Origin of the sequence: Janthinobacterium woesei (genome assembly GCF_051380875.1) — a bacterium.
GTDB lineage: Bacteria > Pseudomonadota > Gammaproteobacteria > Burkholderiales > Burkholderiaceae_D > Janthinobacterium.
The window spans coordinates 161,085-178,328 of the sequence record NZ_JBNYXW010000012.1 but is presented as its reverse complement, the minus strand read 5'-3'; the positions used below and the strand labels follow the sequence as shown (position 1 = coordinate 178,328).

At 64.5% G+C, this 17,244-nt stretch carries 18 protein-coding genes; 1 reads left to right on the top strand and 17 read right to left on the bottom strand.

All coding sequences use genetic code 11. The annotated features are described in order from the left end of the window. Positions 1-42: 42 nt before the first annotated feature. The 12 genes from ACQ4W6_RS15990 to gspG all read right to left on the bottom strand — a co-directional run bounded on the left by ACQ4W6_RS15990 (position 43) and on the right by gspG (position 10,246). On the bottom strand, positions 43-540 hold the full coding sequence (locus tag ACQ4W6_RS15990) for an FxDxF family PEP-CTERM protein (protein WP_436568159.1): 498 nt from the start codon (positions 538-540) through the stop codon (positions 43-45). Positions 541-763: 223 nt separating this feature from the next. Continuing rightward, positions 764-1,414, bottom strand: coding sequence for a type II secretion system protein (locus tag ACQ4W6_RS15985; protein WP_436568158.1), 651 nt, complete (start codon positions 1,412-1,414; stop codon positions 764-766). 5 nt (positions 1,415-1,419) lie between these two features. Next, positions 1,420-1,830 (bottom strand): type II secretion system protein, encoded by a 411-nt coding sequence (locus ACQ4W6_RS15980; protein ID WP_436568157.1) that lies wholly within the window; start codon positions 1,828-1,830, stop codon positions 1,420-1,422. 3 nt (positions 1,831-1,833) lie between these two features. Next, entirely contained in the window at positions 1,834-2,334 is a 501-nt protein-coding gene (locus tag ACQ4W6_RS15975) for a type II secretion system protein (protein ID WP_436568156.1), read from the bottom strand. Continuing rightward, entirely contained in the window at positions 2,331-4,400 is a 2,070-nt protein-coding gene (locus ACQ4W6_RS15970; RefSeq protein ID WP_436568155.1) for a secretin GspD/PilQ domain-containing protein, read from the bottom strand. The genes ACQ4W6_RS15975 and ACQ4W6_RS15970 overlap by 4 nt, the downstream gene beginning before the upstream one ends. Next, entirely contained in the window at positions 4,400-4,921 is a 522-nt protein-coding gene (locus tag ACQ4W6_RS15965) for a hypothetical protein (protein WP_436568154.1), read from the bottom strand. The genes ACQ4W6_RS15970 and ACQ4W6_RS15965 overlap by 1 nt, the downstream gene beginning before the upstream one ends. Next, positions 4,918-5,484, bottom strand: a complete 567-nt coding sequence (locus tag ACQ4W6_RS15960; protein ID WP_436568153.1) for a hypothetical protein — start codon at positions 5,482-5,484, stop codon at positions 4,918-4,920. The genes ACQ4W6_RS15965 and ACQ4W6_RS15960 overlap by 4 nt, the downstream gene beginning before the upstream one ends. Further along, positions 5,481-6,029, bottom strand: coding sequence for a hypothetical protein (locus tag ACQ4W6_RS15955; RefSeq protein WP_436568152.1), 549 nt, complete (start codon positions 6,027-6,029; stop codon positions 5,481-5,483). Before ACQ4W6_RS15955 ends, ACQ4W6_RS15960 begins: the two co-directional genes overlap by 4 nt. Then, entirely contained in the window at positions 6,026-6,856 is an 831-nt protein-coding gene (locus ACQ4W6_RS15950) for an SPFH domain-containing protein (protein ID WP_436568151.1), read from the bottom strand. The genes ACQ4W6_RS15955 and ACQ4W6_RS15950 overlap by 4 nt, the downstream gene beginning before the upstream one ends. Then, positions 6,849-8,561, bottom strand: coding sequence for a GspE/PulE family protein (locus ACQ4W6_RS15945; protein WP_436568196.1), 1,713 nt, complete (start codon positions 8,559-8,561; stop codon positions 6,849-6,851). Before ACQ4W6_RS15945 ends, ACQ4W6_RS15950 begins: the two co-directional genes overlap by 8 nt. Next, positions 8,561-9,766 (bottom strand): type II secretion system F family protein, encoded by a 1,206-nt coding sequence (locus ACQ4W6_RS15940; protein WP_436568150.1) that lies wholly within the window; start codon positions 9,764-9,766, stop codon positions 8,561-8,563. Before ACQ4W6_RS15940 ends, ACQ4W6_RS15945 begins: the two co-directional genes overlap by 1 nt. Positions 9,767-9,802: 36 nt before the next feature. Next, positions 9,803-10,246 (bottom strand): type II secretion system major pseudopilin GspG, encoded by a 444-nt coding sequence (gene gspG, locus ACQ4W6_RS15935; protein WP_436568149.1) that lies wholly within the window; start codon positions 10,244-10,246, stop codon positions 9,803-9,805. 288 nt (positions 10,247-10,534) lie between these two features. Here gspG and ACQ4W6_RS15930 point away from each other — a divergent pair, with 288 nt between their 5' ends. Then, a complete protein-coding gene (locus tag ACQ4W6_RS15930) occupies positions 10,535-10,885 on the top strand; it encodes a protease inhibitor I9 family protein (RefSeq protein WP_436568148.1) in 351 nt (116 codons plus the stop codon). A gap of 39 nt (positions 10,886-10,924) precedes the next feature. Here the strand turns inward: ACQ4W6_RS15930 and ACQ4W6_RS15925 are convergent, their stop codons facing one another. The 5 genes from ACQ4W6_RS15925 to ACQ4W6_RS15905 all read right to left on the bottom strand — a co-directional run bounded on the left by ACQ4W6_RS15925 (position 10,925) and on the right by ACQ4W6_RS15905 (position 17,189). Continuing rightward, positions 10,925-11,602, bottom strand: a complete 678-nt coding sequence (locus ACQ4W6_RS15925) for a LuxR C-terminal-related transcriptional regulator (RefSeq protein ID WP_436568147.1) — start codon at positions 11,600-11,602, stop codon at positions 10,925-10,927. Next, complete coding sequence (locus ACQ4W6_RS15920; protein ID WP_436568146.1) at positions 11,599-12,297, bottom strand: winged helix-turn-helix domain-containing protein; 699 nt, start codon at positions 12,295-12,297, stop codon at positions 11,599-11,601. The genes ACQ4W6_RS15925 and ACQ4W6_RS15920 overlap by 4 nt, the downstream gene beginning before the upstream one ends. Positions 12,298-12,440: 143 nt before the next feature. Beyond that, the gene (locus ACQ4W6_RS15915) at positions 12,441-13,412 is read right to left on the bottom strand and encodes an IS1595 family transposase (RefSeq protein ID WP_436568145.1); all 972 of its coding nucleotides are present in this window, start codon (positions 13,410-13,412) and stop codon (positions 12,441-12,443) included. A gap of 119 nt (positions 13,413-13,531) precedes the next feature. Next, on the bottom strand, positions 13,532-14,182 hold the full coding sequence (locus ACQ4W6_RS15910; protein ID WP_436568144.1) for an NF038129 family PEP-CTERM protein: 651 nt from the start codon (positions 14,180-14,182) through the stop codon (positions 13,532-13,534). Positions 14,183-14,192: 10 nt separating this feature from the next. Next, the gene (locus ACQ4W6_RS15905) at positions 14,193-17,189 is read right to left on the bottom strand and encodes an ExeM/NucH family extracellular endonuclease (RefSeq protein WP_436568143.1); all 2,997 of its coding nucleotides are present in this window, start codon (positions 17,187-17,189) and stop codon (positions 14,193-14,195) included. Between the last annotated feature and the right edge of the window lie 55 nt (positions 17,190-17,244).

Genomic DNA, 17,244 nt, shown 5'->3' with positions numbered 1-17,244 from the left:
AAAAAACCCGCCGAAGCGGGTTTTTTTCATTGCGGCGAAAGTTTAAGCAGCTTTCTTTGCGCGGCGGCGTGCCACGGCGCCAACCAGTGCCAGGCCACCCAGCAGCATGCCATAGGTTTCTGGTTCTGGTACTGGCAGGGCCGATACCGAACCCAGGTAAGCAGCATTTTTCAGACCCGTCAGACCGGTGACGTGTACGGTGTACTCGCCGGCAGCCAGTTGGCCGCCCCAGCTCAGGGTTTGGATGTGGGTCCCAATGGTATTGGTCACGGGGCCGTGACCAAGCAGGGTTGCCGAGAAATTCTTGATCGCGCCTCCCGCCACGGAGAACGTTTGCAGTGCGCCAAACGAGGCCGACGATGGGGCGAGCAACTCGAAGGTCCAGAAATCATCGACTGCGGTGTTCGCGGTAAATTTGGTGGTGATGGCCGACAGGGTATCGAAGCCCGTTGGATCCAGGATGCCCAGGTCGTACGTTGCCGCCGATGCGCTGAACGATGCTGCGGCCAGAATGCCTGCAGCGATAAATTTCAATTTCATAGTTTATCCCTTCAAAAGTAATTTATGGCTGCGATATGCGGGCCACCAATAATCTGAATACCAAATACTGACAATAAGGGTAACATAAATACATCGGATTGCTTATAAATATTTTATCTAAGTTTATTTTTAAATAACTATTTTTGAAATGAAATAGTTACCTGTATCAAGTACTTTCTACGCAAAAACAATTCTCGCGGCACCTAACGTTTTTGAGTCGCCTTTAGGGTGAAAGTGTCTCATCTGGTGCTGCCGTTGGCGATTCGAGGACTTCTGGTGGTTCGCTTGGCGACGTTTCTTGCGCATCGGAAATAGCGCTAGAAAACAACGCCGGTGCCGCCACCACAGGGGGCGCCTCCGCGCCGCCCCTTCCTGGCGCCTGCACTGGGCTCGCCGGCGGGCCCGTCTGCGCGCTCATCATGAATTGCCACTCCGACACATGCGCCTTGCCTTCAAAACCGGCAAACCGCGCCTCGAAGTTGCCCACTTTCAAAGGCGCCGCCTGTGACAGGCTGTGCACGCCGATGATGCGATTGCTGCCCGGCTGGTACAGTAAGCCCCACTCGGCGCGCCCCGTAACAGGGTCGACATACAGCTTGCGTAGATGCCGGCGCACCTGCGGAAAGCGGGGATCGCGCAGCAAGGCCGCCAAGCTGGGCGGCTGTTGGGGCTGGCCTGGCGGCGTGGCGGCCGCATAGCTGTAGAGGGCATCGGAAAACTGCCCACCGATGTCGAGCAACTCCTGCTCGGCGGCCTGGCGCTGCAGCAAGGAGCCCATTTTCAAGCCGGCCGCGCCCACCAGGCCGAGAATGGCCAGCAGGATAATCAGCCCCAGATACGTGAAGCCGCGCTGGCCACGGACAAGGTATGGCATCGCCGCTACCAGTCGACAAACGGCGTGCCGCTGCGGTCCTTGCCGGGCGCGCCGCTCTTCACGTCATATACCTGGCCTGGCGTATCGTCGGGCGGCGGCACGATGACCCAACTGGCGTCGCTTTCCGTGATGGGATCGACGGGCATGGCGCGCAGGTATTTCTTTTCCACCAGTTGCTCCAACGTATCGGGATAGCGCCCCGTGTCGCCATGGAACTGGTCGATGGTCATGCGCAGATTGCGCAGGTTGTCCGCCAGTACGGTTTCCTTCGCCTTGTCGAGGCTGGGGAAGTAGCGGGGCACGGCCAGGGTCAGCAGCAGCGCCACGATACCGAGCACCACCAGCAGTTCAATCAGGGTAAAGCCGCGCGCGCGTGCGGCGGCGGGCGGGAGGACGGCGCGGTCAGGAGCGGGCATGGTTCACCATAAGCGGTAAGGCACGTTATTCAAGCCAGTCTTGCTCGAGGTGGAATACACATCGTACACATCGTCGCCCTCGCGCGGCTCGCCGGCCTCGCTGGCGTAGCTGCGCCGGCCCCAGGTCTGCGCATCCGTCAGGCTGGCATCCAGATTGAACGGGTCGCGCGGCACGCGGCGCAAGAAAAACATCCTGCTGCGCTTGGCATTGCGCTGGTCCGGCACGCCCTCGGCCAGCAGTTCCAGGCTTTTCGGATAGCCGCTGGCGTCGGGCGAACGCACGATGCGGCCCTCGTCGCCGGCCCGTTTATACGCGTCGAGCCCCTGGCGGATGTCGCGCAGCGCGCGCCGCAGATCCTGCTCCTGGCGTCGCTGCATGGTCACTTGCGTGACGGGCACCACCAGGGTGGCCAGCACGCCCAGGATGGCCAGGGTCACCAGCAGCTCGATCAGCGTGAAGCCACGCCCGGCGCCGCCCTGTCCCTGTAAGCGCGCCAGCCTCATTTGGCGGGCGGCGGCGCTACCGGCACGGGCTGGCCGGACGACAGCGGCAAGGGCGCCATCGGCAGCGGCATGGGCTGGCCAGACGAGATCGGCAATGGCGACGCGCTTGGGGCCTCGGGCGATGGCGATACTTCCGGCGCCTGCACGCTCTGCGGTAGCGACCCAGGCAACGATGACGGTACCTGGGCCGGCACCATCAGCGGTTGCGGCGGCGCCGGCTGCATGCCGACGGCCGACGGGCCGGAACGCACGATCACCGTGCCCGGCATTTGCGTGGCCGACTTGGGCGCCATGTCGGGACGGCGGCGGAAGCTGCCCTCGGTACCGGCCGAGAATTCCGATTCCTTCGCTTCCGGACGCTGCACCGTGCGCACCAGGTGCGGCGTGATCGACAGCACGATCTCCGTCTTCTGGCTGTCGTCCTTGCTACTGCCGAACAAACGTCCCAGCAGGGGAATATCGCCCAGGCCCGGCACCTTGTTGCCCGAGCTGCGCTCTTCATTGTTGATCAGCCCCGCCAGCACCTGGTTTTCGCCATCTTTCAGTTGCAGCATGGTCGACGCCTGGCGCGTGCCGATCTGGTACAGGGTCGAGCCGCTCTTGGTAATGGTGGCCGCACCCAGGTTGCTCACTTCGAGCGAGATGCGGATACCCACCTCATTATTCAGGTAGATGGTGGGCTCGGCGTTCACCGTCAGGCCCACGTCCAGGTAGCTAATGGACTCGGAGGCGAAGCCGCCCGTGCCCGGCGAAATGGTGGTGGTAATCACGGGCACCTTGTCGCCGATGACGAATTTTGCCTTTTCGCGGTTGCGCACGCGGATGCGCGGGTTAGCCAGGATATTCGCGTCGCCATCCGTCTTGTTGGCATTCGCCGTGAGGGCAAGTCCACTCACGCCTATGGTGCGTTGATTCAGATTATTCAAGTCATTGATGGTCAGCCCCGCCCCGCCCGATGTGCTCAATGGCGTCAGGGTCAGGCTCGACGGCCAGGCCACGCCCAGTTCCAGCAGCCGGCTGCGCTTGACCTCGAGGATTTCCAGTTCCAGCACGACCTCCGCTTCGGGCACGTCCTGCAGCGCGATCAGGCGCTCGGCCAGGCGGATAGCCTCGGGCGTGTCGCGCACGATGACCAGGTTGAGTTTTTCATCGGCCACCACGTCGCGCGTCTTGAGGATGGTCTTGAGCGTGTTGGCCACCTGCTTGGCGTCCGCATTGGCAAGAAAGAAGGTCTTCACCAGCACTTCCTGGTATTCCTTCAGTTTCGCCGCCACGTTCGGATAGATCAGGATGGTATTGGCATCCATCACCTGCTGTTCCAGCTGGTTCGTCACCAGCAGGAAGTAGACGGCCGATTCCACCGTGCTGTTCTTCAGGAAAATGGAGGTCTTCGCGTCGGCCTTGACGTCCTTGTCGAAAACGAAGTTGAGACCGGAGCGGCGCGCAATCAGCTCGAATACCTGCTTCAATGGCGCATCGCGAAATTCGATGGTGATCGGCTGCTTGTACGATCTGGCCAGGCCCGACTCGACGATGGGCGGCGCCGTTTTCTCATCGACTTCGCGCAGCAGTTCGCGCGCCCTGGCGTGATTCGGCTGCTCGGTGAGGATCGCATTCAGGCGCTGGCGCGCCGGGTCGTAGCGCTTGGCCTCGATATCTTTCTGCGCCTCACCCAGGAGCTTGCCCTGACGCTGCTCGCGCTCCAGCGCGCGCAAGCCGCTGTTGGCGCGCTCGTTCTGCGCATCGATTTCCAGCACGCTGACAAACGCTGCGCGCGCCAGTTCGCCCTGGCCCGCCGCAGCCTGGCGTTCGGCCTGCTGCAAGCGCCCGCTGGTGGCCCGTTCGCGCGCCTGCAAATAGGCGCTGCGGTATTGCGCATTGCCGGGGTCCTGCTGCAGCGCTTCCTGCAGCTTTTGCAGGCCGGCCGGTACCTGGTTTTGCGCGATCAGCTCACGCCCGTCGCGATACGCCATATGCCCGGCGCAGCCAGACAGCAAAAACAGCAGCAGCGGCGACGCCAGGCTGGCGCGCCGGAACAGAGGCACCGAAAAAAAGGAACGAGGCATCAGTCGAGTACTCCAATGTTGAGCTGCTGAACCTGGTTCAACGGCAGGTAGTTGAGCGTCATGACGGGCGGCGCGATCGCCACGACACGGTAGGCGCCATCGATAACGGTATTGGCGCGCACGATATACGTCTTGTCGGCGCGCGACAGAAACACCTCCCAGGCGCCATCGGCAGCCGCCTTGCCCAGGTAGACAAACGGCAGCGGCGGCGCCAGCGGCGGGAGCGGGGGCGGCGCGGCGACAGCCACCACCTTCGGTGGCGGCGGCGTCCAGTTCTGGCTCTGGAAGACGCCGTCGGCGCCGCCAAAGGTATCGCCATCCTCGCCCGCCACCTCGCTGCGCGGCAGCAGGGCCAGGATGACGGGCTGCGCGGCATCCGGCTTGCCTGCCCGGTGGCGCGACGGCGCGACGGCACGCTCCACCGCTTCAGCCACCTCGGACACGGGCTGGCGCTCGCCAAACAGCAGCAAGGCGCCCGCGCCCAGCAAGGCAGCCAGCATCAAGCCATGGCGCGGCGTCATGGCGTGCCTCCCGCAGCATCGGTCAGATAGAAGGTCAGGCGCAAGCGCGCTTCCAGATTGGTGTCGGCGATCTGCTCGCGGCGGAAACTCAGTTCATCGAGCGAAGCGAACGGCATGGCGCGCAGCGCCTGCAGCGCGAACTGCCACACGGCCGGGTAGCTGCCCTTGAGCGGCAAGGTCACCTGGTAGGTGGCGACGCGGCTGGCCTTGTCGTAGCCGCTTTTATACTCTCCCTGCGCCAGCACCAGGCCGTTCTTCGCCGCCAGGTCGAACAGCAGCTTGACCTGCTGCTCCGCATGACGCTGCTGCCCCAACGTGGCATAAAACAGAGCCAGATTCTCGCTGGCCGTCGCTGGGGCCGACTGCACTGCAGCCGGCCCCAGCGACGTCAGGGGCAGCGGGCGCGCCTCCAGCTGCGCCGCCAATGCGCGCTGCTGCCAGGCCCAGGCCCAGGCGGCAGCGCCCAGCAGAAACAAAACCACGGCAAGGCAGGTGGGCGCGCCCACGCGGCGCAGCAACAGTTGCGCGCGCAGGCGCAGCGCGTTCACATCGACGGCCATCATGGCGTGCTCCAACGCGCTTCAAGCTGGAAGCGCAAGGGTTTGTTCGGATCGAGGTCGTTGATTTCATGGCGCAGCAATTGCACGCGGGAGCCGAACAGCTCCTGCTGCTTGAGTTGCGCGATGTAGGCGACCATGGCGTCGCTGCTGGTCGTTTCAGCCGTGATTTTCAACAGGTGCTTGCGCGCATCCGGCTCCAGCGCCAGCAGCGCAATCCCCGGCGGCGTGGCGGTCGCCAGCGCATCCTGCACATCGCGCCACGGCAAATTCAGTTGCAAGATGGCGGCATTCACGGCCGCCGCCTGCGCCGGCGCAATCGGCGTGAAGGCCACCGACGCGGGGCCCTGCACGCTGGCCGCCACGCGCTGCTGGGCGCGCAGCAACTGCGCTTCGCGCACCTGCTGGCGTTGCAGTGCGGCGCTGCCGCTGTACGCCGCCGTGGCAATCAGCGCCACGCCCAGCACGCCACTTAGCCATGCCCATGCTGGCACGCGGTACAGGCTGCGACGCCAGCCTGGCGGGGAGAAATCGATATCCAGACGCGTCATGGCTGCACTCCGCTGCGCGCCAGCAAAGCGGCCGGCGACAGCCCCCCCTCCACGCCAGGCGGAGCGAAAGCGCTGCAAACAACTTTCCCTTCTGCGCGCGGCGCCAGCCAGTCAGGTGGCAGCGTGCCGCACAGTTGCAGCAGCATGGGTGCCGGCACGCCCTGCAGCAGCGCTTCGCGCGCCAGCGTCTGCTCCAGCCAAGCATGGCCGGCGCCAGGCGGCACGGGCAGCGCGCGTATGGCGCGCAGACCACCATCGCGCACCACGCCCAGGGTCAGCGTCTGCGCCTGCAGTTGGCCAAACCAGGCGCCTGCCTTGAGCGCACCCTGCCAGCGGTTCCAGTGGCGCACGAATTGCGGCACGATAAAAATCAAGGCCAGCTTGCGCTCGGCAGCCACACGGCTCAGTTGCGCCAGCAGCGCGCGCGGCACGGCGCAAAAGAACGGCGCCCGTTCATCCCAGGCGCGGCTGCTTTGCCACAGGCCCGGCGCATCGCCGTACAGCGATTGGAAACGCAGCGCGGCGGCCGCCTCGATGTCGGCCGGGCGCGTGGCGCCCTGCGGCATGTCCACTTGCCACAGGCGCACCAGCGCATCGTCGAGCACCACCGACATGGGCCATGCCGCATGTTCGCCCAAGGGCAGCAATTGCTCCAGCGCCTGCCCCAGGGCGGCAAAATCGCCATGCAGGTCCAGATCCGCCTGCGGCGCATACGCCTGCTCGGCCAGCAGCGTCCAGGCGGGCGCGCGCCAGCGGCTCGTGCGCCACAAGCTCACGCTCCCCGCCGCCACGCCCAAACGCAAACCTTGTCCTATGCCTTTACGCATGCAGGGTAACCCTCTTGATTTCCGTGATGGTGGTGGCACCCCGTTTCACCAGTTCCAGCGCCGCCAGGCGCAGGCTGCGCGTGCCGTTCGCATACGCGACCGCCTTGATTTGCCGGATCGGCTTCTTGTCGACGATCAGTTCGCGGATTTCATCCGTCAGCACGAGGATTTCGGCGATCGAGCGGCGCCCCTTGTAGCCCGTGCCACGGCAGTCGCCGCAGCCCTTGCCTTGCTTGAACTGGTAGCCATCAACCTCGGCGCGCGCCAGGCCCACGCTGGCCAGTTCCGCATCGCCGGGCGTGTAGCCGGTGGCGCAATGGGGGCAATTGGTGCGGATCAGGCGCTGCGCCCAGATGCCGTTCAGGGCCGAGACAAACGCGTACGGGTCGATGCCCATGTGCGTGAAGCGGCCAAACACGTCGAACACATTATTCGCATGCACAGTGGTGAGCACCAGATGACCCGTGAGGGCCGACTGCACGGCGATTTCCGCCGTCTCGCGGTCGCGGATTTCGCCCACCATGATCTTGTCCGGGTCGTGGCGCAAGATCGAACGCAAGCCCTTGGCAAAGGTCAGTCCCTTCTTTTCGTTGACGGGAATCTGCAAAATGCCGGGCAGTTGGTATTCGACGGGGTCTTCGATGGTGATGATTTTTTCGCGCCCGTTATGGATTTCCGTCAACGCCGCGTACAGGGTGGTGGTCTTGCCCGAGCCCGTGGGGCCTGTCACCAGCAGCATACCGTAGGCTTCCTGCGCCAGCGCGCGCAAGGCCAGCAGCGAGGGCGCGTCAAAGCCCAGCGCTTCGAGCGTCAGCGCGCCATACGCTTCGATCATGGCGCGCTTGTCGAGGATACGGATGACGGCATCCTCGCCATGGATGCTGGGCATGATGGAGACGCGCAGGTCGATTTCGCGCCCGCCAGCCTCGACGCGGAAACTGCCGTCCTGCGGCACGCGGCGCTCGGCGATATCGAGTTCGGCCAGCACTTTCAGGCGCGAGATGATGTGCTCGGCCACTTCGATGCCGTTGACGCAGGTGGCTTGATCGAGCACGCCGTCGACGCGGTACTTGACGGCCAGGCCGCCAGCCGTGCTTTCCAGGTGGATATCGGAGGCACCCGCCTTGAGCGCGTCATACAGAGTCGAATTGACCAGCTTGACGGCCGGGCTGGCCGCCTCCGAGACGCTGGCGAACGACAGCACGGCGGCCGTCTTGCCATCGCGCCGCGCGTCTCCGGCAACGCCGGGCAGCAGATTGTCGACGGCGCGCGCCGATTCTTCCTGCTTCGACAGGTAGGCGCCGATGTCGGCCTGCAGCGCCAGGCGCATGGCCAGCGGCACGGCTCCGCCATGAGCGCCCTGCCCCGCACGCGCGGCAAGCCAGGTTTGCAGGTCGAGGTCGAACGGGTCGGCGATCACGCCCACCAGTTGGCCATCGCTGGCGCGCAGCAGCACGCTGTGGCGCGCCAGCGCCTGCGACAGCGGCAGCAGGTCGAACGCCGGAGAGAGCGCCAGCATGTCCGCCGTTTCCAGCACGGCCAGGCCGAACGGGCGCGCCAGTTCCTGCACCACCTGGCGCGCCTCGATGCCGCTCAATTGCTGCAATTCTTCGACCAGGCTACGCTTCGATTGCAGGCACAGGGCGCGCGCGCGCTGTATCAGCGCACTGTCGATGGCCACGGCGGGTTCGGGAACGATCTGCATCATGAAATGTCGCCGGCAAGGTCAAAAATGGGCATGTACAGCAGGATCACGATGGCGCCGACGATCAGACCGATGGCGGCCATCAGCAACGGCTCGAAGGTGCGCGTAAAACGGTCGATCCAGCGGCTGATCTCGCCGTCATAAAAGGCGGCCGACTGGCTCAGCATGGGGCCCATGTCGCCCGTGCGCTCGCCCACGCGCAGCATGCGCAGCGAGATCGGCGTCGTCAGCTGGTGCTGCTCGAAGGCGGCCGACAGGGGTTGGCCCGCCTCGATGGCGGCGCGCGCCTGCTGCAAGGAGGCCTGCATGCGCGGCGAGACCATCGCTTGCACGGTGGAAATGGCCTGCACGATGGTGATGCCCCCTTCGGACAGCATGCCCAGCGTCAAATACAGGCGCGACAGTTCATAGATGCGCACGCGCTCGCCGATGCCGGGCAGTGTCGCCAGCAGCCGCGCCACGCCGCCGTTGCGCAGCACGCGCCGCACGGCCGTCACCAGCACGCTGCCGGCGACAAGCAGCCCCAGCAACAGCAACAGGCCGTGTTCGGTGACGAACTGGCCCCAGCTGAGCATCACTTGCGACATCCACGGCAGGTTGCGCCCGGCGCCCTGGTAAACCTCGGCGAAACGGGGCACCACATAACTGATCAAAAAGGCGCTGACGCCGCCGCCTACGGCCAGCAAAATGGCGGGATAAATGGCGGCGCTGACGATTTTTGAGCGCACCGTGTCGATGCGCTGCTGGTAATCGATATAGCGCGACAGCGCGCGCGGCAAGTCGCTAGTACCCTCGGCCGCCTTGACGATGCCGATGTACAGCGGTGGAAACAATTCCGCCTGCTCGGCCAGCACGGCGGAGAAACGCTTGCCTTCGCGCAAGCCTTCCAGCAGGCGCGTGAGCACGCTGCGCGTGGCCGGCGACGCCTCCTTTTCCAGCAGCGCTTCCAGTGCCTCGACGATGCCCAGGCCCGCGTTCAAGAGCGCCAGCAATTCCTGGCTGAACAGCAGCAGGGGCAAGGCCCGCGCGCCCCGGCGCCCGGCGGCGCTAAATGGCGTGGTCCGCAGCGGCCGGATGGCGCTGACAAACAAGCCCCGCGCCTCGGCCTGGCGGCGCGCGTCGGCTTCGTCGCGGCCGTCGATCACGCAAGTCGACAAGGTTGCTACTGCCTGGTCCGTGGAGAGCGCGCGTACTTCAAACTGCATGATGGCGTGTCCGTATGAGGAAAAGTGGCGCTGGCGCTATTGCGAGCTGATGTCGGCGCTCTCGCCGCTGCCGCCCGGCTGGCCATCCTTGCCCATGGAGACGATGTCATACTCGCCCTTGCTGCCAGGTGCGCGGTATTGATAGGCGTGGCCCCACGGGTCGAGCGGCACGGCTTTTTTCAGGTACGGCCCATTCCAGCGGGTGCCGGCGGCCGGCGGCGCAACCAGCAGCGCGCCCAGGCCCTCTTCCGTGGTCGGGTAGCGCCCCACATCCAGGCGATAGGTGTCGAGCGACTTTTCAAACGCCTCGATCTGCGCCTTGGCCACCGTCACTTCCGACTTGCCCAGCTGCGCGAAATATTTGGGACCCACATAGGCGGCCAGCAAGCCGATGATGACGATGACGACCAGCAGTTCGAGCAATGTAAAACCACGCGCGCTGCGCGCTGCCGCCAAGTTCTGCCTGTATGCTGCATGCATCCGCTAACTCCCTATTGCCTACCTTCAATACATTGCGCCCGTATGCGCCGCTGATGGCGGCGCACAGGCGGCGCGCGCTTGCCTGATGCTGATCAGCCTACCATGCCGGTTATGGTTAATACAATCTTTTGTTTGTACTGCGAACAACAAATTCCAGGGGAAACCATCAAGCTTGGGCGAAACGATCATTTTGTGGCAGGCGTTCTTTTGCAAGCGCCGCCTGCCACGCGGCGTGGCGTACAATCGGCGCACGGGCGCTTGCCGCCGCCACGCACCGAAGGAACGTTCATGTCTGCATTCCGTCTGAGCCTTGCCATCCTGGCCGCTGCCAGCGTGCTGCCCGCCGCCGCGCAGGTGGCATCGGCGCGCCAGGCGTACATCGTGCAACTGGCCGCCATGCCATCGGCTGACGCGAAGCAGCGGGAGGCGCGGCAGCGCACCGTGCTGGCGTTGGTACCCGATGCCACCGTGCAATACCACTATACCGCCGCGCTGAACGGCTTTGCCGCCATGCTGACGGCAGCCGAAGTCAAGCGCCTGCTGGCAAGTCCCCTCGTTGCACGGGTATCGCCGGACACCGAAGACCATGTCAACGATACTGGCACGCGCAAACCCGCCGCGCCCGAGCCGCAGCGATAAGCCAGCGATAAGCACAAGCGCACAAGCAGCCTTGATTCCTTAGCTGGCCAGCAGGCGCAGCGCGATGCCGCGCGAGACGGCTTGCGTGCGGTTGCTCACGTCCAGCAATTTGTAGATGCGCTGCAAATGGCTTTTCACGGTCCCGCCGCTGATGCCGAGGATTTGCCCAACTTCCTGATTGCTTTTGCCAATACTGACCCAGCGCAACACTTCCAGTTCGCGCGCACTGGCCGCGCGCGTCGTACCGGCCGGGGCCGGAATGGCGCTGTCCAGCAGCGCCAGCCAGTGCAGGTGCAGATAGGGCAGCAGCAACTCCAGCAGATACGCCTGGCGCGCCGCGTCCGCCGCCGGCATGGCGAACAGGGCAAAAAAGCTGCCGCCGCTTGCCGTCGTGCTGCCATGCACCAATACTTCATCGATGACGGCCGCCTGCCCGCCGCCTGCATGCCAGGCCTGCGCCAGGCGCGCCACTTGCCCCCGGCGCGGGTCGCCGAGGGCCTGCAAGTCAGTCTCAACGAGTACCGCGCTGTGCCACGCTTCGCTGCGCAGCACGGCGCCATTACGACCCAGTTGCGCGCACACGAGGATGGCGTGCGGCAACAGCGCTTGCAACGGCCCCTGACTCCACAGGAAGAAGTCACTGCGCGCGGCGATGCCATGCGCGCCAACGATGGCATGCAGCAAGTACTCCTGCTCGCGTCCCGTCAGAAAAATCATGCGCAGACGGCGGCGCCGGCCGCCAGATAGCGGTAGCCGCTGCCGCGCACGGTTTCGATATGGTGGCCGCAGCCGCCCGGCTGCAAGGCGTGGCGCAAGCGCCCCACATGGGCGTCGACCGTGCGTTCGTCCAGATAGGTGGCGTGGCCCCAGACCTGGTCCAGCAGTTGCGCGCGGCTATGCACGCGGCCCGGATGGTCCATCAGGAAATGCAGCAGCTTGAATTCCACACGCCCCAGGGCGATCGGCACGGCGCCCGCAGTCACGCGCAAGGTGTGCGGATCGAGCCGCAGCGCCGCCATGACCACGGACGCGGCTGGCGGGCTACGCCGGCGCAGCAGGGCATGCACGCGGGCCAGCATTTCACGGGGACCGTAGGGTTTGCAAATATAGTCATCGGCGCCGCTTTCCAGCGCCAGCACTTTGTCCTGTTCGCTGTCGCGCACGCCAAGCATGATGATGGGCAAGTCGCACAGCAAGCTGTCGCAGCGCAATTGGCGCAACAGCGCCATGCCGGACTCCCCCGGCAAATCCCATTCCAGCAACAACAAGTCCGGCGCATCGGCAGCGATCAGCACCAGCGCGCTGCGCACCTCGCTGGCACAGCTGACGCGATGGCCGGCGCTCGTCAGGTTGTGCGCCATCAGCGCCTGCAAGGCGGGCGCATTTTCAAGCACGACAATATGGGCTGGCATCGATGCATCCTCCAAAAAAGTTGGCGCCCCTTAAAAACTAGACGGCTCGACAAGTTTTTTACTATGCATCAAGCTTAAAACGCTGACTAATACAATTTAGTTTCCTGATTTATAGCTATTTCAAATAAATAGACGAAAAAAGACTATGTCACTGTTAAGTGTGGGAAGACGCCGAATGTGGCCCTGAGCAAGCTTTCCGGCGAGAGGATCCGCCTGGCATCGAGTATCCAGCGCCAGCCCAGGTAGTTGGGTAGATAACGCGTGGCCACGCCGTGGAACGCGCTCAGCCATCCACGTAGACGGCGGTGATAAGCGCTTACATTCTGCACATGCACGGTGCCGCGCACGCGGATGCCTGCGCGTAAGTTCACCGCTGCGTGCAGGATGCCGGCTTCCCTGGCAAACACCGGATAGGCCGGATGGCCATCGGTCACCAGCAGAATATCGCGGTCGATCACGGGGGGCAGGCAGGCGTGCCGTTTCGCCTTGCTGAGCGGGCCCTTGCCGGTCACGAAATCGAGGGTTTGCCCGGTACGGTCGCGTACGACAAGGATGCATACCTGTTGATTGGAAATGCCACGCTGGCGGGCGCGGCCGCCACGGCGGCGCGCTGGCCGCGTCATGTGCCGCGAACCTTTCTGCGATTCCAGGACATACATTTCGTCGGCCTCGGCAATGCCATGCAGGCAGCGCGGCCGGTCGGTTTTTGCCAACGCGAGAAAGCGATGGCGCCAGCGAAAACTGGTGTTGCGATGACTATCGAGCAGTTGGGCGGCCTTGCGCACGGAGTAAGAATTGAGCAGGCAGTCGGCGTAGGCCAACCAACGTGTCTTGTAGCGCAAGTGCGCCAGCGGCGTGCCGGTCAAGGCATTGAAGGTTTTGCCGCAGGGTACGCAGCGATAGCGCTGCAAGCCATGCGCCTGGCCATGCCGGTGGACGTGATCGGATCGGCATACAGGACAACGTGACTGCGCCTGCGCCGCCTGTTCGATCAGGGCGGTGGCGGCATCCTGTACTGCACCGTTGTTGCGTAGCAAGTCGATGCCAGCGAGTCGCTGGCGGGACGACAGTTGCGTGCAGAGCTTGATGAATATCTGCCACTGGCTTGGACGCATGATGTGCTCCTGGGCGGTAAGGTCTGATCTTTAGACCTCGGCCGTCCAAGAACATTCCCACACTTACAGTGGACAGAGCCAAAAAAAACAGCGAACGCGCGTCCGCTGTGTCGCGACGGCTAAACGGCTGCTGACGCCACCGGCAAGGTCTGGCGACGACGCAGGGCAAAGCCGATCAGCGCCAGGCCGCCCGTCAGCATCATCCACTCCGACGTTTCCGGTACGGCCGAGACCGATGCGATGCCGGCGTAGCTGCTGCCGACGATCGAGGCGGGCAAGCCGCCATTGACCGGCGTCAGCTCGAACTGCAGCAGGTTGCCATTTACATTGCCCAGGTAGGACATCGTCGTGGCATCGAGCAAGCCCACGCCGAACGTGGTGCCCGCGTTGCCGGCCGTATTCAGGAAGTCGCCGCCAAAGACGATGTTGAAACCGAACGTACCGCCCAGCGTCACGTTATGGAACCAGTCGTTATAGGCGCCGCCATTGCCAAAACTCAAGGTGCCCGGCAAGCTGCCGCTGACCTCGCCGTCCTGCGATTCCAGCACGCCAAAGGCGCCCGTGAACTGGCTCAGGATGGCCGTCGCGCCCGGCGCGGGACTATTGCCGGCGATAAAAGCGAAGTCGAGGAAACCGGCGCCGGAAAACTGGCTGGTGTCGATTTCCACGTGGTAGCTGAGCGGGTCCGCCAGCGCCAGGCTGCTGCTGCCGGCAAGCAAGGCGGCCAGCACGGCGTGGCGCAGGGTGAGGTTGCGTTTCGTTGCAAACATGGTCTTATCCTTAGAAATTGCCGGCAAAAATGCTGGCCGAGTAGTTGATCGTCACTTTCGACGGATTGGTGAAGCTGACGGCGAACGAGGCCGTCGCGCCTGGCGCCAGGCTGGCCGCGTTGACGCTCACATACGCGGCGCCCGCATGGCTGCCCGTGGCGTTGGCCAGCGCCACGCCGGCCGGCAAGCCGCCAAACACCACCTGGAATGGGCCATTGATGGCGGATGCGCCCGTGTTGGTAAAGGCAAACGTGCCCGTGTATTTCTGCGTCACGCGGTTGAACGCCAGGCCCGAGCTGGCCGTCGAGACGGCGGCCGTGATGTCGCGGTAGGCGGGCTGCAAGTCCAGGCTGATGACGACCGGGTCGTGGTCCGAGGCGCGGTAGGGCAAGGCGTTGTACAGGTCTTGCGGCTTGGCCGGGTCGATGTTGTAGTCGATCACTTCCGGCTCGTCGGCATTCACATGCCACTCGGCCACGCCGGCCACTTGCGCACTCAGCGAGGCGCTGGCCAGTGCATGGTCGAGGTAGCCGCTCTGGCCGCCGAACACATACGAATACGGCATGCCCGACGGCCGCACGAAACGCTCGAGCTCGTTGACGAAGCCGGCACCCGTGATGACCTGGATCGGGTCTTCCGCGCCATACGAATTCAAGTCGCCGATGACCAGCACGTCGGCGTCGCCGGCGGCGGCGGCCACTTGCGGCACGAAGCTGCCCACCAGGCGCTGCGCCTGCTGCACGCGGGTGGCGTTCCAGCAACTCTGGCTATCGTTGTTGTCGGCGTCAGGCCCACTGCCGGATGGGCAACTGCCCTTCGATTTCAGGTGGTTGACGATCAGCGAGAATTTCTCGCCATTCGCCGCTTGAAACGTCTGCGCCATCGGCGGCCGGTTGTTGATGGCGTTGGCGTCCGCCAAGGCGCTCCCCACCAGGCCCAGCCTGGCTGGCTTGTAGATCATCGCCACGCGGATGGCGTCCGTACCCGTGGCGGCCGGTTTCGGCACCACGGCATAGCTGACGGCGCCGATGGCGGCATTGAGTTGCTCGACCAGGTAAGTGACGGCTGTCTCGCCATTGTTCTGAATTTCCATCAAGCCCACCACGTCCGCGTCGATGGCTTTCAGCTCGGCCACAATCTTGTCGCGCTGGCGGATGAATTCGGCCAGGTTGTCGGCCCCGCGGCAATTCGACTTGGTGGTCGATGCACCCAGGGTGCAGCCCTGCCCCGTCTCGCCAAAGACGTTATTGCCATTCGTAAAGGTCGTAAAGAAATTGAGCACGTTGGCGCTGGCCACTTTCACGTTACCAGCTGGCAATTCCGGCCCGGCCGTGCGGGGATTGTCGCGCGAGAACTGCGGCGCCTGCGTCGGCTGCAGCTTGTACGCCGCGCCGCCACCGCCGATGGCGCCAAAGTCCACCACGCCCGTCAGGTCGGCCACCGTGTCGCCGCTGCGCACGGTGCCATCCTGGCCAATGTACGGAATGGCCGGCGGCGCAACGAAGATGCCATCGTCGAGCACGATCAGGTTGTTCCCATTGGCCGCGATCAAGGCTTGCGCCTCGGCCGATCCGGCCCGATGGCGGTTGGTCGGCACTTCGCGCCGTCCCGCCGACAGGGTCAGCTCGCCGCGCGCGCCCAGGTAGGCGTTTTGCGACACGGTCAACGGTTGCGTGAAGCGCACCAGCATGCCTTCCACTGCGCCCAGGTTGTCATTCGGCAAGGTCACATTCGCCGGCACGATGCTGTGGCCCGCGCTTTGCGTGAGTATCGCCGTCACGTCCTTCAATTCCGTGTAGGAATTTTTTGCGCCCGTCGGCGTGTACTCGAAAACCGTGCCTGTCACGCGCACCAGTTCGCCCGGCTGCACGGTGTTCGCCGTGCTGCCCGTGTAGACGAAGATGCCGTCCGAGGTCGACGGGTCGCCATCGCCGGCGGCATCCTGGATGAAGAAGCCGGTGCCCACTTTCAGGGTCACCACGCCCTGTGTCGTCTGCACGGAATTGGCATAGGGGCTGCTCGCGCCCGGCCCCTGGATTTGCGGAATCGTGTGGCTGATGGCGGCCAGGCCTTGCACGGCGACATCGACCTGGCACGCCGCCGTCTGCTGCTGGTCGTTGCTGAAATTGACGACGACGGGGTAATTGCCCACTGGCACGCCTGCGGCCACCAGCAGGCTCACGCTGGCGCTCTCGCCGGCCACACCGGCGGCGCTGAAATTGGCCAGGCTGATGCCGGCCACGGCTGGCGACGTCAAGCTGGCCGCATTGACGACGCCGTCCACATCGGCGGCGCGCAGCACGGCATTGCCGCCATTGCCCACGGCCAGCGCCAAGCTGGCCGGGCAACTGGTCATAATCTGGTGCACGACAGGGCCGCCGCAGACGTGGCGTTCGGAAGCCGTATTGCGCGGCGTCACGCTGCCTGCGGTAAAGTCGGCGCTGTTATCGTCCGTGTCAATGCAGCCGCCATTCGCGCGCAATATCGACAAGGTGTTCGATGGTGCGGGTGCCACGGCGCCCTCAAAACCATTGGCAGTACCGAAGCCGACCAGATCGATGACGGCACCACCGGTCGGGCCGGCGCCCGTTTGCGCCGTCTTGCTATTGCTCAGCAACACCTTGCCCGCCGTTCCCGACATGGCCAGGCTGCCCGATGCATCCGGTGTCGGTAGCGCGGCGGTGCCGCCAGTGCCCTTGGCTTGCTGGACCAGTAAATACTGGCCAGCTTGCAGATCGATAGCCGGCAACGCCGTCACTGCCCAGGTAGTGCCCGCTGCGGAAGCATACTGCACGCTCCAGTTGTTCAGGTTCACGGGACTGGCGCCGCGGTTGAAAATTTCGATGAAGTCGTTGGTATACAGGGCGCCGTTATTCCCGCCGCCGCCATACACTTGGCTGATGACGACATCGGAAGCGGCCAGGGCAGGTACCGACAGGCTGGCCAGCACGGCCGCCATGACGGTCAGGCGCAGGGGCGTGCGCAAAGAGGAGAACGAGGTTTGCATGATGATCCCGGTCGGTAAAGAAATGGCGCCGGACCAGGATGACCGGCCGGCGCGC

Coding starts and splice junctions, on each gene's coding strand:
- ACQ4W6_RS15925 (WP_436568147.1), bottom strand. CDS start 11,602: ATGATTTTTCTGACGGGACGCGAGCAGGAGTACTTGCTGCATGCCATC.
- ACQ4W6_RS15915 (WP_436568145.1), bottom strand. CDS start 13,412: ATGCGTCCAAGCCAGTGGCAGATATTCATCAAGCTCTGCACGCAACTG.
- ACQ4W6_RS15920 (WP_436568146.1), bottom strand. CDS start 12,297: ATGCCAGCCCATATTGTCGTGCTTGAAAATGCGCCCGCCTTGCAGGCG.
- ACQ4W6_RS15970 (WP_436568155.1), bottom strand. CDS start 4,400: ATGCCTCGTTCCTTTTTTTCGGTGCCTCTGTTCCGGCGCGCCAGCCTG.
- ACQ4W6_RS15975 (WP_436568156.1), bottom strand. CDS start 2,334: ATGAGGCTGGCGCGCTTACAGGGACAGGGCGGCGCCGGGCGTGGCTTC.
- ACQ4W6_RS15955 (WP_436568152.1), bottom strand. CDS start 6,029: ATGACGCGTCTGGATATCGATTTCTCCCCGCCAGGCTGGCGTCGCAGC.
- ACQ4W6_RS15980 (WP_436568157.1), bottom strand. CDS start 1,830: ATGCCCGCTCCTGACCGCGCCGTCCTCCCGCCCGCCGCCGCACGCGCG.
- ACQ4W6_RS15950 (WP_436568151.1), bottom strand. CDS start 6,856: ATGCGTAAAGGCATAGGACAAGGTTTGCGTTTGGGCGTGGCGGCGGGG.
- ACQ4W6_RS15930 (WP_436568148.1), top strand. CDS start 10,535: ATGTCTGCATTCCGTCTGAGCCTTGCCATCCTGGCCGCTGCCAGCGTG.
- ACQ4W6_RS15940 (WP_436568150.1), bottom strand. CDS start 9,766: ATGCAGTTTGAAGTACGCGCGCTCTCCACGGACCAGGCAGTAGCAACC.
- ACQ4W6_RS15990 (WP_436568159.1), bottom strand. CDS start 540: ATGAAATTGAAATTTATCGCTGCAGGCATTCTGGCCGCAGCATCGTTC.
- ACQ4W6_RS15985 (WP_436568158.1), bottom strand. CDS start 1,414: ATGCCATACCTTGTCCGTGGCCAGCGCGGCTTCACGTATCTGGGGCTG.
- ACQ4W6_RS15910 (WP_436568144.1), bottom strand. CDS start 14,182: ATGTTTGCAACGAAACGCAACCTCACCCTGCGCCACGCCGTGCTGGCC.
- ACQ4W6_RS15965 (WP_436568154.1), bottom strand. CDS start 4,921: ATGACGCCGCGCCATGGCTTGATGCTGGCTGCCTTGCTGGGCGCGGGC.
- ACQ4W6_RS15905 (WP_436568143.1), bottom strand. CDS start 17,189: ATGCAAACCTCGTTCTCCTCTTTGCGCACGCCCCTGCGCCTGACCGTC.
- gspG (WP_436568149.1), bottom strand. CDS start 10,246: ATGCATGCAGCATACAGGCAGAACTTGGCGGCAGCGCGCAGCGCGCGT.
- ACQ4W6_RS15960 (WP_436568153.1), bottom strand. CDS start 5,484: ATGATGGCCGTCGATGTGAACGCGCTGCGCCTGCGCGCGCAACTGTTG.
- ACQ4W6_RS15945 (WP_436568196.1), bottom strand. CDS start 8,561: ATGCAGATCGTTCCCGAACCCGCCGTGGCCATCGACAGTGCGCTGATA.